Genomic DNA, 14038 nt, shown 5'->3' with positions numbered 1-14038 from the left:
CCTTGCTTCATCCTGCGATGTAGATTGTTTTGAACAGGAACACGCCAGCGACACACCAGATCATGGCGCTGACTTCTTTGTACTTACCGGTGAGCAGTTTCAGGGCGGCGTAGCTGATGAACCCCAGCGCCAGGCCGTTGGCGATCGAGTAGGTGAATGGCATGACCAGCGCGGTGACGACGGCAGGCACGCTTTCCGTGGTCTCGGCCCAGTTGATCTCCGACATTTCGCGCAGCATCAGGCAGGCGACGAAGAACAGGGCAGGTGCGGTGGCGTAAGCCGGTACCACGCCGGCCAGCGGCGCGATGAACAGGGCGGCAAGGAACAGCAGTGCCACGATGACGGCGGTCAGGCCGGTGCGGCCGCCTGCCTGCACACCGGCAGCGCTTTCGATGAAGGCGGTGGTGCTCGAGGTGCCCATCACGGCGCCGGCGATGATGGCGCCGGAGTCGGCCAGCAGGGCCTTGTTCATATTGGCCGGCAGTTTGCCGTCTTTCATCAGGCCGGCACGCTGGGCTACGCCCATCAGGGTGCCGGTGGCGTCGAACAGTTCAACCAGGAAGAACACCAGCACCACGTTGAACAGGCCGTGCGAGATGGCGCCCATGATGTCCAGTTCGAAAGCGGTCGGGGAAATCGAAGGCGGCGCCGACACGATGCCGTGGAAGGCGTTACCACCAAAGAAGAAGCTCAGCACGGTCACGGCCATGATGCCGATCAGCAGGGCGCCGGTGACCTTCAGGCGGTCCAGCGCGACGATGACCAGGAAACCGACGATGGCCAGCACGGGAGCTGGCTTATGCAGGTCGCCCATCGTGACGAAGGTGGCAGGGCTGGAGACCACGATGCCCGCGTTCTTCAGCGAGATCAGCGCCAGGAACAGGCCGACACCGGCCGGAATCGCGATACGCAGCGAGGCCGGAATCGCATTCATGATTTTTTCACGGATGCGCAGCAGGCTGACGATCATGAAGCAGCAGCCGGAGATGAATACCGCGCCCAGGGCGGCTTGCCATGGGAACCCCATGCCTGCCACCACGCCGTAGGCGAAATAGGCGTTCAGGCCCATGCCCGGCGCCAGGCCGATAGGGAAGTTGGCATACAGGCCCATGATCAGGGTGCCGACGGCCGCCGCCACGCACGTGGCCACAAAGACCGAGTCTTTCGGCATGCCGGCGTCGCCGAGGATGGACGGGTTGACGAAAATGATGTACGCCATCGTCAGGAAGGTGGTAATGCCGGCCAGCACCTCGGTGCGCACGTCGGTGCCATGCGCACTGAGCTTGAAATATTGTTCCAGGAATTGCATTTTGGTGTCTCCGTTTAGTTTTTAGCGCCCGAAATTCCGCCTCTCCGGGCGGACAAATATGGCGTCCTCGTTCTCTTTGTTTTAACAATATCGTTGATGGCCTCCCATTCGGCTTATATGCCGTGGCATATCATCTATCTCGGTTTAGCTATAGTTGCGCAGGAAGCTGAGCAGGATGCGGGCCGACAGGTCGGCGTCGTCGTCCGTCATGGTCTCCAGCGGGTTGTGGCTGATGCCGCCGTTGCCGCAGCGGGTGAACAGCATGGCGACGTCTGTGAGGCGCGCCATCAGCATGGCGTCGTGTCCGGCACCGGAGGCGAGTTGGAAGGCTGGGATGCCATTCCGCTCCACCGCGGCAGCCAGCTGCTGCATCAGGCGCGGCGCGCAAGGGGCGCAGTCGGCGGCGACTGTTTGTTCGACCTGCACTGAGATGTGGCGCTTTTCGCACACTTTTTCGATGTGGGCGAGGATGTCGGCCACTGCGGCATCGCGCGCGGCATTGTTGGCCGCGCGGATATCGAGCGACAGTGTGCAGGCGCCTGGAATGACATTGGTCGAGCCGTTTGGCACCTGCAACTGGCCCACCGTGCCGACCAGGGCGGAATCCTGGTCCTGGGCGCAGCGCTGTTCCACGTACAGGATGATTTCGGCAGCGGCCGTGGCGGCGTCCTTGCGCATTGGCATAGGCGTAGTGCCGGCGTGGCTGGCAACGCCTTTCAGCTCCACCAGGTAACGCTTGCTGCCGGCGATGGAGGTCACCACGCCGACCGGCAGGCCGCGCTCGAGCAATACCGGGCCTTGTTCGATATGGACTTCGACGAAGCCGAGCAGGTCAGCCGGATCGCGGGCGATATCGGCAATCGTATTGACGTCATGGTCGGCGTCGGTCAGTACGTCGCGCAGCAGCTGGCCATCGCGGTCGCGCAAGTCCAGCAGCTTGGGATCGAACTGGCCGATCACGGCGCTGCTGCCGAGGAAGGTGCTCTTGAAGCGCACGCCTTCTTCTTCCGCGAAGCCGATTACCTCGAGGTGGAAGGGCAGGGTCTCGCCGGTTTCATACAGGTGCTTGACCACCGCGATGGCGGTCAGGATGCCCTGGCGGCCGTCGTACTTGCCGCCGTTGCGCACCGTGTCGTAGTGCGAGCCGGTGAGCAGCGTGCGTGCCTGCGGATCGGTGGACAGGTAGCGGCCCACCACGTTGCCCACCGCGTCGATATGGACGTGCATGCCGGCTTCGCGCATCCACTTCGCCAACTGGTTAGCGGTGCGGCGGTGGGTCGGCGTCATGTAGGTGCAGGTCAGGCCTTGTTCGTCCTCGCTGATGGCGCCGATTTCCTCGGCCCATTCAATGATGTCGCGGCCCATGTGAGGCACGTAGGAAAGCAGCGCGTTCAGGCGCATCTCGGCGATGCGGTGGATCTGGCGCAGTGCCTCGCGCAGTTCGTCGTCGGCCTGGTTGCGCAGGCGGCGGCGGAAGGCGGCAATGATGGCCTGCCGCGACAGGCCTTTGCCGTCGCCGCCCTTGACCGCCAGGATGAAGGGGAAGCCGAATTTGCCGTTATAGGCACTGTTGAGTTCCTGCAGCGCTGCGAATTCTTCCTTGCTGCACAAGTTCAGGCCGGCCTTGGCCTGTTCGCCGGTGGACTCCGGCGTCAGTTCGCCTGCAACGGCGGCTTTACCGGCCAGTTCCGGGTGGGCGCGGATCAGGCCCAGTTGTTCCTCTTTGCCGGCTTCCGCTACGACCTTCTGCAGGCCCAGTTTCAGCTCGTCGATGGTACGGAAAGGGCGCTGTGCGGCGGCGCGCTGGGGAATCCACGGGGAATGCTCGTACAGGCCATGCAGGATCTCGGTAAAAGTCCCTGCGTCGCAGGTGTTCAGTCGCTTCAGGCTCGTCATCGTGCTTCGGGGCGCCGACTGGCGACGGCCCGCTCCAAGTAAGGTGTTCTGGGGGAATGGCGAATTGATAATAGGGGCCCGGCAGGCGCGAGATATAACGCTGGGCCGATAGCGGCTATCCGGTGCTGTTCTATTTCACCAGCAGGCGGGCGGCGGCGCTGACCTGGGCGCGCAGCCATTTATGTTCGGTGGCGTGGTGGGCGCGCTCGTGCCATAGCTGGTAAAAGCTCAGCGGCGGGAAGTCCAGCGGTACTTTGTAGGACTTCAGGCCCAGCAGGTTTTCGTAGAAATTGGCGAATTGTTTGCCACTCGTCAAAACTAAATCGGTCTGCTGCACGATGTAGGGCAACATGCGGAAGTGTGCCGATTCCACCACAATATTGCGCTCCATATCGCGCTCTTCGAGGAAGGAATCGATGTTGCCGTGGTAGCCAGGCAGGATCTGGGCCGGCGCGACATGGGGCAGGGTGAGGTATTCCTCCGGCGTCATGCCGTCTTTCGGCGTGCGGCGGGCATAGGCGCTGTTGGCGCGCATCAGGCACACGATCGGGTCGTCGAACAGCTTGGAAATGTGCAGATGCTGCGGCGGTTCGTCCCAGTTGCCGACCACCAGGTCCAGGTCACCGTCCGACAGCAGGCGCACGTAATCGATGTCCGGGCCCAGCGAGTGGATTACCAGGCGGCTGCGCGGGGATTCGCGGCGCAGGCGGGCAATCACCTCGGTGAAGAACTGGGTGTTCATATAGTCGGGCGCGGCGAGATGGAAAGTGCGCGCCTCGTCCTGCGGGACGAACGCAGTCTTGGGACTGAACAGGCTTTCGGTTTCATCCAGGATGCGCTTGGCGGTCTTCAACAGACTCTCACCGTGTTGCGTCGGCACCATGCCGCGGCCGCCGCGTACCAGCAGCGGGTCGCCGGTCAGGTCGCGCAGCTTGCGCAGTGAGCCGGAAATGGAGGGCTGCGGCTGGTTCAGTTTAAGCGCCACGCGCGATACGTTCTTCTCCACCAGCAGCAGGTACAGAATACGGATCAGGTGGATGTCTAAGTGTTCTGGCAATCTGGACATCATGGTCTCCGAATATTATTTATTTAGATTTATGGATGAGAGGTTCGCACCTTCCGGCCCGCGAAACTATATCTCTGGGACTATGCGAGTTATATAGGAATTGGAAGGTCTCCCGCGCCCGCAACCGATATCGTTCCATCCATGCAGGTCGTAGCGGCGGCGGTATGACGACCGTTTGGTTCATCTGAAGTGCCCGCCAGAGGCAGGTGAACGGACTTAATGGATAAAAATCATGGAGACTTTATTCGGCCCTTACGGGGTGGAATGGCTTAACTTGCTCGTGCGATGGCTGCACCTGATCACCGGTATCGCGTGGATCGGCGCCTCGTTTTACTTCGTCTGGCTGGACAATTCGATCCGCCCGCCCAAGCCTGGCAGCCCGCTTGCCAGGAAGGGCGTGATGGGCGAATTGTGGGCGGTGCACGGCGGAGGCTTCTATAACCCGCAAAAATACCTGGTTGCGCCCGATGAGCTGCCGGAAGACCTGCACTGGTTCAAGTGGGAAGCCTATGCCACCTGGCTGAGTGGATTTGCCATGCTGTTCATCGTCTACTACTTCAACGCTTCGGCGATGATGATCGATAAGAACGTGGCCGACCTGAGCTCCCTGCAAGCGGTGGCCGTCGGCCTGGGCACGCTCGCCGGCGGCTGGCTGGTGTACGACACGCTGTGCAAGACCGCACTGGCCGAGAAGCCTGCGGTACTTGGATCCGTAATGTTCGCGCTCATCGTTGGCGCTGCCTATGTGCTGACGCATACCCTGAGCGGCCGCGCAGCTTACATCCATGTGGGCGCCATGATCGGCACCATGATGGTCGGTAACGTGCTGTTCGTGATCATTCCTGGCCAGCGTAAGCTGGTGGACGCCATGGCCAAGGGCCAGTCGCCTGACCCGATCTACGGCAAGCGTGCCAAGGTGCGCTCGGTGCACAACAACTACTTCACGCTGCCGGTGTTGCTGATCATGATCAGCAACCATTACGCGATGACCTACAGCCACGCCTACAGCTGGCTGGTGCTGGCGGCCATCATGGCTGCGGGCGTGCTGATTCGTCATTTCTTCAACCTGCGCCATGCGGGCAAGGTGTCGCCTGCGTTCCCGATTGCCGGCGTGATCCTGCTGGCTGGCGTGGCGCTGGCAATCGCCCCTGCGCCGCGCAAGGCCGTGGCAGCACCGGCGGCTGCAGCCGCAGCGCTGGACGGCGATGGTCATGCCGCGCAGGCCGTCGTTGCAGTTGCCGTTGCCCCGGCCGGCCAGGCCAGCCTGTCCAGCGTCCAGCAAGTCGTAACGCAGCGCTGCGCGTCGTGTCACTCCGCGACCCCGACCCAGGCGGGTTTCGCATCAGCCCCGGGCGGCGTGATGCTCGATACCGAGGCCCAGGTTAAGCAGCACGCCGCCAAGATCTACCAGCGCGCGGTGCAGAACAAGGATATGCCGCTGGCGAACATGACCCACATGACCGATGACGAGCGTCAGCTTATCGGTACCTGGTTTGAGACCAGCGCGAACTGAAAGGAAAAGCAATGAACAACGTAACTATCGACGGCTTCAACCTGTCTGCCGAAGACGTGCTGGCCGTGGCGCGCGACGGCGCTAAAGTCGAACTGTCCGCCACCTCGCGCGCCGCGCTGAAGGAAAGCCGCGACTACATCGAATCCACCTGGATGCACGACGAAGCGCCGATGATGTACAGCTTCAATACCGGCGTCGGCCTGCTGAAAGACACCCGCATCGCAGTCGAGCACATCGAGCTGTTCCAGACGCAGCTGATCAAAGCCCACAGCGGCGGCATCGGCGAGCCGTTTTCGGAAGAAGTGAGCCGCGCCACCATGCTGTTGCGCGCCAACGCCTTCGCCAGCAACTACTCGGCGCCGCGCGTCGAAGTGGTGGACCGCCTGCTGGCCTTCATCAACGCCGGCATCCACCCGATCATGCCGCAGAAGGGGTCTGTCGGCGCCTCCGGCGACCTGGCGCCGCTGGCCTACCTGGCTGCGGCCATCGCTGGCTTCGACGAGGCGGAAGTGATGTACAAGGGCCAGCGCATGGCGGCTTCCGAGGCGATTATGCGCGCCGAAGTCGGCCCGGTGAAGTTCGACCTGAAGGCCAAAGATGCATCGGCCCTGATCAACGGCTGCACCGCATCGCTGGCCGTGGCCGTGCTGGCTGCCAAGGACGCACGCGACCTGCTGACCGACGCCTGCCTGTCCCTCGGCCTGACGCTGGAAGCCATGCGTGCGGAGATGTCGGCTTTCGACCCCCGCATCCAGCAAGCGCGCCCGCATCCGGGGCAGGTCAAGACCGCCTCCGTCGTGCGCAAGCTGCTGAAAGGTTCTACCCGCACCACCCATGAAGCGCGTGCGGTGCAATTTCCGGACGAACTGCGGCGAACCGACATCCCCTATACCCCGCGTATCCAGGACGTGTACTCGTTGCGCTGCACGCCGCAAGTCTATGGTCCCGTGTTCGATGCGCTGGACTACATTGACACCATCGTAAGGAACGAGATCAATTCCGCCACCGATAATCCGCTGATCTTTGGCAAGGATGGTGGCGGCTTCGAGATCATCTCGGGCGGTAACTTCCACGGCCAGTACCTGGCGCAGGCGATGGATTTGCTGGCCATGGCGATCACGGATCTTGGCAGCATCTGCGAGCGCCGCGTGGCACGGCTAATCGACCCGACGCTGTCATGGGGCCTGCCACGCAACCTGATGTCCGGTTTGCGTGGCGTGAACACTGGCTACCCGGTGGTGCAATGTTCCCTCAGCTCCCTCGTAATGGAGAATCGCACGCTGTCGATGCCGGGCAGCGTGGACTCGATTCCCTCGAAAGCCAACAGTGAAGACCACATCTCCAACTCCACCTGGTGCGCGCGCAAGGCACACACCGTGGTGCAGAACACGCAGTACATTGTGGGCGTGGAGTTGCTGCTGGCGGCACAGGCGCTGAGCATGACCGAGCATTTGCTGCCAGGCTTCAGGCTGGGCGAGGGCACGCAGGCTGCCTACGACGAAATCCGCAAGCAGATCCCGGCCTGCCTGGACGGCGACCGCTGGTTCCATAACGACATCCAGGTCGCACACAGCTTTGTCACCAGCCGCTCGGTGCAGCAAGCAGTGGCCGCGAAGGTCGGCGCATTCGTCTGACGTTTCGCAGTTCCCCGGAAAACGGCCCGCATGGGCCGTTTTTTGTGCCGCGCTTCGAAAACAATGGAGTAGATCTGAATGACAAAGCTGAAGTTGTTGTTAAAGATGGTGGCAAGCTTTCTTGCGTTGCTCCTCCTGCTGATCGCATTCGTGTTCTTTATAAATCGCGAAGACAAACCCCCGTCCGAGTCCGTCATTAAATTGCAAGGCATTGAAACTGCCACTACGCCCGTCGGTGATCGTGACAATGCCTACGTGTATGTAATGGGCTTCTCCGCACCGGACAATTCAGACGTGATGTCGGAAGGCGTCGACCGCGTCGAGCAGATGCGCAAGTCAATGGGAACGTCTGTGGCGACCGGCTTCCGCGAAATGCCTGGCGAGAAACAGGGTCGACGCGAGCCTGCCCAGTTGATTGAACGCTACGAACACCTGCTGGAATTCAAACAGTGGCGCGAAGTCTTGCCGGGTGACGCGCGCTTGCAGGGTGCCGCATTCAATCAGGTCCTTGAGGCTCAGCGCCTGATGTATCTCAGGGCCTTGTCGCAGGAGGTCAAAGCGGATGCAGGCGATTGCAAACGCATGTTGGAAGAGGACTATCGGTTCTGGCGGATGGTCCTGGCCGAAAGTATCAGCGCTAACGTCAAAATGCTTGCAGCGCGCAGCATTGAACTGCATTTCGAAATGGGCAATCTTGTCGTCCGCCGTTTCCCGGCGACGCTGACGATGACGGCGATTCCTGAGGGCTGGCGAGAACCCTTCTCCAACCGCGAACGGTCACTGGCGAAGATCATGGCCCACGAGTGGACATCTTCCGACTTGCGGCCCGACGACGAACGCTCCGGGAACGTGTTGGCAATGCTGTTCGGAAGTTTCCTATACCAGCCGCAAGCGACAAGCAATGCCAACGCCGATCGTATGCTTCGTGTGGTCGAACTGTATGACCGCGACTACGCGGCGATTCCGCAGGCGGCTGCCACTTTCCTGGCGTCCTATGGGAATGAGAAGAAGGCCGCAGCCGACATTGGCGTCTACAACCCTGTTGGCAGGATCCTGCTCAATATGCAAGGTATGGATGCGTACACCACGTATGGATTCCGGGTCGTCAATCTGGAAGGAATGCGCAGGGTAGCGCTGCTGGCTGCTCAACTCCGAAGCAGCGGCGCCAACGGCAATAAGGTGGCTGAAGGAGTGCGAACAAGCGAACTGCGCGACCCTTACGATGGCGAGGAATTCGCCTGGGATCCGGAACACAGTTCCCTCTTGTTCAGTCGAACGCTCGAGGGAAAGCCGGATTTCAAGATCCTCTATTAAGGTGATATGCTGCTGCCATAAAGATTTCCCGCAATCCGACCCGCCAAGGCATCCGTCTCCACTGACATCTGCTGCGTCTTGCAGCTATCTATAATCCGGTTGGAAGTATTCTCGTCGACCTGATGGATGTGAAGACCTTCGTGCCTTATGGCTTCAGGATAGCGGACTTGGAGGGCGGGCGCAGGCTGGCGCTATTAGCCCCCCAAATGCGAGGACAAAATGTGGACCTTGAAGAGATCACAGGCAAGTTGGGCAGGGCTGGCCTGCGTGATCCTTACGATGGCAGCGCATTCTCCTGGAATTCAAAAGAACGCAGCTACGTGTTTCGCCGGACGCTGTCGGGGAAGCCTGATTTGAAACTCGCCTATCGAAGATGCTTAATTGACTGCATGCCACTGGCCGTCATCCCACCATTCGACGGCCAGGATGGTCTTTACCTCATAAGCTTCATCATCGTCGCGATAAATATCAAGTCCGAGGGAGCGCGCGAGCGCGGTGTCAAAACGTCGGAATGCCTGCAGTACTTGTGCGCTTACTGATTGGGGATAGACCTCGAAACAAACCAGGCGCTCACGCTCGTCGATGGCAATCAATTGCCGGGCAACGACGCGGCCAGAGGCGTCTCGAGCGTAAACCACCTGCTTGTTTGCGTCGACCAGGCAAGCCACCGAAGAATACTGGCAAACTCCGCCGAGTCCCAGGCAGCTGCCCACATAGCTGCCCAGCATCAGGATTTCCAGTGGGTCCGTTTCTATTGCGAGCTTGATAGCACCATTCTCCGTGGATTCATGGAGTTTATTGGTACTCCATATCGCAGCGTCAACGCGCTGATGGCGAACGTACCATTCCCGATTCAGCGGATGATCCAGGTAAGCATGGATGCCGCCATCGGCGTAGCCCTGAAGAAAGCGCCGCAGGGCCTTCTTGTTGCCCCCATCAATGCTGGCGTGCAGCCGAACCGCATGACTCGCGGCTGTCGAATGATCACGCAGGTTGAACGGGCCGTCGATCTGCCGCCAGGCCATGGCCTCCAGCGCCGCGAGTTGAACGGACGGCAAGCGAGCAATGGTGACGCGGCAATGGCGGGCAAGTTGCGCCTCATTGAGATGAGCCGTTCCCATGAGGTGCGCGCGCAGGCGGCGTGGCAACGGGCTGTCCAACCCATACTCAGCACAAAGCGCAAGGATGCTTTTGCAAGTGGCGAGGGCGGGCATTGCCGCCCACTCGGTGGCAAACCACGGCGTGCGCGCCGCCTGGGCAAAAAAACGCCGGCGTGAGTGGTATTCAAGACAGCCAATCAAGGCGACGGAGCGCATCAAGGGCTTCGGCGCAAACCTCAAAGCGTGCAGGGCAAAATCCGGCATCGCCTCCGTCAATCCATAGAGCCCATGCCGAATCAGCGTTGCGACATTGTCGCGGCGGCAGGCGCGCTCGATCGTAAGCCAGATATCGTCGCCTGTTTCGGCAAACTGGTGCAACCTGGCGCCGCGCAGGTGAACGGCCATTGACGACAAAGCGCCGTTGCCTGTGGCCTTGGCCGGGAACCGGGGGCCGCAGAGCCGAACTTGCAGTGGCAAGACAATTGGCCAACTGCTTTCCAAGGTGGCCGGATCGTCCCAGCCGCAGACATAGTCAACTTGCATTGCGGCGAAGCGGTCGCGCCGGTCCGGAGGTAAAGCGAGCATTTGCTGATGGAGTGCTGGAAACATGGCAAGGCGAACCCGCCATTGAGCTGCGAACAGCTCCGGGTTGTCGAAGTCCCACTCCGTAACCCTGAATAGCGACAGCCAGCGATTGGCCTCCTGGCTGCTCAAAACTTCCCAATGGGTTTCCGTAAGCACGCGGGCAAAGCCGGGCTGCGTTGCGCAGCTTTTCCACGCGCTCCGTGCCCAATGCATGCCATCCTCGCCAAGAGTGGCCAACATGCGCTCAATGTCTGCGACCGGAACTTCATCTGCATGAACCGCGACGCGAAGGTATATGGAATCGGGGTTTCTGTCCCGGGCAGGCAGTTGGCAACCAATCAGGGTGTAAGCCGCGCTCACTCCACGCGAGAGGTTGTCGAGCATGGTATCGAGGTAGATCCGGAAATGCGCATCATCTTTACTGAGTGCATTCACGGCGCTGAGCTGCTCGGCACTCAATTGGGAGGCTGGCAAGCGATAGGCCTTATGCTGGAGAAGAGACTGGAGGAAAGCGGCCTGTCTTGGCTTTGGCAAGTTCAGTGACAATTCAGCCCAGCCATGGGCCGCACTATCCAAAGCGCACAGGCGCGCCAGAATGGACAGGAGTTCTCCATGCGACGGCGCGCCTAGTGCACGCCATAACCTCAACCAGGCGAGGCTCTTCTCAGCGGACTCCTTGCGCAATACCCATAGAAAATGGCGTCTGAAAACGACGGGCGTACTTCCGCTCCATCCCTGCAGGCCTGTTAGTTGGGAAACTGTCGGTTGGCCATTTTCGAACAGGCTGGATGGCAAGGCTTGGCCATCTTGTCCTAATGCTGGCCGTCTGACGAAGTCGTGTCGCGAAAAGAATCCATCCAGCAGGCGGTCATCCGACATCCAGACATGCAAGTCCAGGTCGATCTGCGCCGGCTTCGGTGGTTGGAATTTTGTGCCGCGGAATGCCCGCGGATGGGCCGCTGTGGCGATCGGCTTCGCGCGCGGCATGACCTGTTGCGGCATTGCGGCGGGCGCAGATTCCTGGACCTCTGAAAGAGTCGCCCAGAAAACTCGCCAAAACGCGGGCCACACAGGTCCAATATCGCGGGCATTGCCAAGCGCCCGCCAGTCTTCCAGTAGCAGGTCTTTGCCGTGCAGTACAGCACTGCTTACTTCGTCCAAGCGGTGATCGACAACGGTGGGAATTTCCCCATCGCTGGGCGTGCCACTCACCGAGGCACGAATGCCATCGCGATGCCGAATCAGGCTTATTAAGATTGGTGTGAGCAATTTAAAATAATCTATATTTTCTCGACGGTGAGTTGTCCTGACATGATATCCGATGCGGGCCCTTCCTTCAGTGCTGGTGAGACTTGTCCGTTTTAGTGTCTGGCATGGTGACGTTGACAGTCTGGCTTGTCAGGATTTTATGATTGGGGTCGGCCAATTCGAGCAGGATCTTGTGCGTCCCGGGAGTCAGCCCGACCAGGATGACCGGATCGCCGCTGGTGTGCGCCCACGTGCCGTGCCAATCGTCGACCGTGACGTGCATGTGGCCCAGGTGCGGAGACACATCAACGGCCTTTGGGCCGAAAACCGGCATGATGCGCAGGTTCTCGGTGCGGAACTGGAGGATCACAACGCCCCTTGCAAGCGCCTCTGGCTGCGGTGGGTAAACAACCAGCCTGGCTGCTGCCTCGGAGGCGACGGGAATGACTGGCGGCGGTTGATCCACCTGTGCCAGGGCGCTTGCGGAAAGTACTGCGCCAGTGATGGCGCCAATCGCAATGCAGTACAGGTTTGGCATGACTTTTCCTTTCAAGGATAAGTTAATGTCTGCTGTGGGCCGCGACAATTCGATAGATTACACCTCCAGAAGGTCTATACAATCCCCAGAACCGAAAACCGAGGAGGCACGCATGAATATGCGCTTAAAGACGGCGGCATTGCCGCTTATCCTGGCGCTGGCCAGCGTAGCAAGTGCACAGGCGGCCACTGCCCCAGGCAAGCAGTTCATCAAGGTCCAGCTGGACGCAAGCGCCAGCCAGGCCAGCAATGGCCGCCTGCTGGTATTTGCCAGGGACGCCAAGTCCGCCGAATCGGAAGCGTTTGAGAAATCCAAGCAAAAATCCAGTGAAGTGACCATGGTGGACGCGGATCCTTTCGCCGCGACTGCAACCGCGGTGACGGCACGTGAGATCAGCCGCATCCAGCCCGGCCAAAGCGTGGATATCGATGGAGACGACCTTGCATTCCCCACGCCATACTCGCAGCTTCCCCCCGGCGATTATTACGTCCAGGCCGTGTTGGACGTGGATCACAGCTACAACTACACCGGCCGCGGCACGGGTGACTGGGTCAGCGATGTCGTCAAATTGCACCTGCCAGCTGCAGTTGCGCCAACGCTCCGCTTGATCAAGACCTTGCCTGCGAACGATCCGTGGAAGCGCGAATCTGCGTCGGATAGCGAACGCGCTGCATTGGAAGCGGTGCGTCCGAATGCTCAGTCGATTGATTTCACAAGTCCGGGCCTGAGTGCATTCTGGGGCCGCCCAATAAAGATGGATGGGTGGGTGTTGACGCCGCCAGGCTACGACGCCAAGGGAAAAGCGAGCTATCCAACGGTCTATTTCACGCATGGCTTTGGCGGCAACGCGCCGCGCCTGGTGCCATTGCTGGCGGAACTTTACGCGGCTATGGCCAGTGGCAAAATGGCACCCATGATCTGGGTGCTGCTGGATGAATCCAGCCCAACCGGGACCCACGAATTCGCCGACTCGGTCAACAACGGCCCGTGGGGCCAGGCCTTGACCGCCGAACTGATTCCCCACCTGGAGAAGAACTTCCGCATGGATGCCAAGGCCAGTGGCCGTTTCCTGAACGGCCATTCATCGGGCGGTTGGGCAACGCTCTGGCTGCAGACGCGCTATCCCCAACTGTTTGGCGGCACCTGGTCGACGTCGCCGGACCCGTCTGACTTCCGCGATTTCACCGGCGTCGATCTTTATGCGCCGCAGGCCAATGTCTTCCGCAAGGCTGATGGCAGTGCTTATCCATTGGTGCGCGACCACGACAAGGTGCTGGGAACTTTCGAGGAGTTCGCGAAGCTGGAGCGCGTGCTGGGCGCCTATGGGGGCCAACTCGCCTCGATGGAGTGGGTCTTCTCTCCGCGTAGCCAGGCCGGCGGCCCGCAGCAGATGTTTGACCGCGATACGGGGAGTGTTGACCCGGCTGTCGTCGCCTATTGGCGCGAGAATTTCGACATTGCCCACCGCATGAAGCGCGACTGGCCTGCGCTGAAATCCGACCTGGATGGAAAAATCCACCTGTTCGTAGGCACCGCAGATACCTTCTACCTGGATGGCTCCGCGCAAAAGCTCCAGGCAGTAATGGAGGGGCTGAACGCTAAAACAGATTTCCGGTTCATCCTGAACAAAACTCATTTTGACCTCTACCAGCAGGGCGGGAACAAGATGGCGTTGCTGGATCAGATCAGCTGGGAGATGTACGCGGTGGCGCGGCCAAAGTCCGTCTTGACGCCTGCCTCGAAATAATCGCGATATGAACAGACCATTCCACTTGGTAGTCGCACTTTCGGCCGTGATCCTGTGCTCGTTCGCGCCGTCCCATTGCACTGCTGCG

9 protein-coding genes are annotated in these 14038 nt (G+C 60.4%); 4 read left to right on the top strand and 5 right to left on the bottom strand.

Going from position 1 to position 14038, the window contains the following annotated elements; translation table 11 throughout:
* Positions 1-7: 7 nt before the first annotated feature.
* The 3 genes from ASD07_RS02265 to ASD07_RS02255 all read right to left on the bottom strand — a co-directional run bounded on the left by ASD07_RS02265 (position 8) and on the right by ASD07_RS02255 (position 4271).
* Positions 8-1309 (bottom strand): NCS2 family permease, encoded by a 1302-nt coding sequence (locus ASD07_RS02265; protein WP_055924526.1) that lies wholly within the window; start codon positions 1307-1309, stop codon positions 8-10.
* A 144-nt stretch (positions 1310-1453) separates the two neighbouring features.
* Positions 1454-3205 (bottom strand): allantoate amidohydrolase, encoded by a 1752-nt coding sequence (locus ASD07_RS02260; RefSeq protein ID WP_055924523.1) that lies wholly within the window; start codon positions 3203-3205, stop codon positions 1454-1456.
* Positions 3206-3335: 130 nt separating this feature from the next.
* The gene (locus ASD07_RS02255; protein WP_055924519.1) at positions 3336-4271 is read right to left on the bottom strand and encodes a LysR family transcriptional regulator; all 936 of its coding nucleotides are present in this window, start codon (positions 4269-4271) and stop codon (positions 3336-3338) included.
* Between the two features lie 232 nt (positions 4272-4503).
* On the opposite strand from ASD07_RS02255, the gene ASD07_RS02250 reads away from it, so the two are divergent.
* The 3 genes from ASD07_RS02250 (at position 4504) to ASD07_RS02240 (ending at position 8732) form a co-directional block, all read left to right on the top strand.
* Positions 4504-5784 (top strand): urate hydroxylase PuuD, encoded by a 1281-nt coding sequence (locus ASD07_RS02250; RefSeq protein ID WP_055924515.1) that lies wholly within the window; start codon positions 4504-4506, stop codon positions 5782-5784.
* An 11-nt stretch (positions 5785-5795) separates the two neighbouring features.
* Positions 5796-7418, top strand: a complete 1623-nt coding sequence (gene hutH / locus ASD07_RS02245; RefSeq protein WP_055924512.1) for a histidine ammonia-lyase — start codon at positions 5796-5798, stop codon at positions 7416-7418.
* A gap of 78 nt (positions 7419-7496) precedes the next feature.
* Positions 7497-8732 (top strand): hypothetical protein, encoded by a 1236-nt coding sequence (locus ASD07_RS02240; protein ID WP_055924509.1) that lies wholly within the window; start codon positions 7497-7499, stop codon positions 8730-8732.
* Between the two features lie 377 nt (positions 8733-9109).
* On the opposite strand, the gene ASD07_RS02235 is transcribed toward ASD07_RS02240, so the two are convergent.
* Complete coding sequence (locus ASD07_RS02235; RefSeq protein ID WP_156397819.1) at positions 9110-11578, bottom strand: hypothetical protein; 2469 nt, start codon at positions 11576-11578, stop codon at positions 9110-9112.
* Positions 11579-11753: 175 nt separating this feature from the next.
* A complete protein-coding gene (locus tag ASD07_RS02230; RefSeq protein WP_055924503.1) occupies positions 11754-12203 on the bottom strand; it encodes a DUF6130 family protein in 450 nt (149 codons plus the stop codon).
* On the opposite strand from ASD07_RS02230, the gene ASD07_RS02225 reads away from it, so the two are divergent.
* Positions 12202-13950: an esterase family protein gene (locus ASD07_RS02225; RefSeq protein WP_200953742.1), complete on the top strand. Its 1749-nt coding sequence runs from the start codon at positions 12202-12204 to the stop codon at positions 13948-13950. The two genes, ASD07_RS02230 and ASD07_RS02225, sit on opposite strands and share 2 nt — an antisense overlap.
* Positions 13951-14038: the final 88 nt, after the last annotated feature.

It is taken from the genome of Duganella sp. Root336D2 (assembly GCF_001425005.1).
Classification (GTDB): domain Bacteria; phylum Pseudomonadota; class Gammaproteobacteria; order Burkholderiales; family Burkholderiaceae_D; genus Rugamonas.
This window is presented reverse-complemented; position numbering and strand designations above follow the sequence as displayed.

Bases quoted from the DNA above. Each gene is read 5' to 3' on its own strand.
- ASD07_RS02265 (WP_055924526.1), bottom strand. From the start codon at position 1,309: ATGCAATTCCTGGAACAATATTTCAAGCTCAGTGCGCATGGCACCGAC.
- ASD07_RS02260 (WP_055924523.1), bottom strand. From the start codon at position 3,205: ATGACGAGCCTGAAGCGACTGAACACCTGCGACGCAGGGACTTTTACC.
- ASD07_RS02255 (WP_055924519.1), bottom strand. From the start codon at position 4,271: ATGTCCAGATTGCCAGAACACTTAGACATCCACCTGATCCGTATTCTG.
- ASD07_RS02250 (WP_055924515.1), top strand. From the start codon at position 4,504: ATGGAGACTTTATTCGGCCCTTACGGGGTGGAATGGCTTAACTTGCTC.
- hutH (WP_055924512.1), top strand. From the start codon at position 5,796: ATGAACAACGTAACTATCGACGGCTTCAACCTGTCTGCCGAAGACGTG.
- ASD07_RS02240 (WP_055924509.1), top strand. From the start codon at position 7,497: ATGACAAAGCTGAAGTTGTTGTTAAAGATGGTGGCAAGCTTTCTTGCG.
- ASD07_RS02225 (WP_200953742.1), top strand. From the start codon at position 12,202: ATGACTTTTCCTTTCAAGGATAAGTTAATGTCTGCTGTGGGCCGCGAC.
- ASD07_RS02230 (WP_055924503.1), bottom strand. From the start codon at position 12,203: ATGCCAAACCTGTACTGCATTGCGATTGGCGCCATCACTGGCGCAGTA.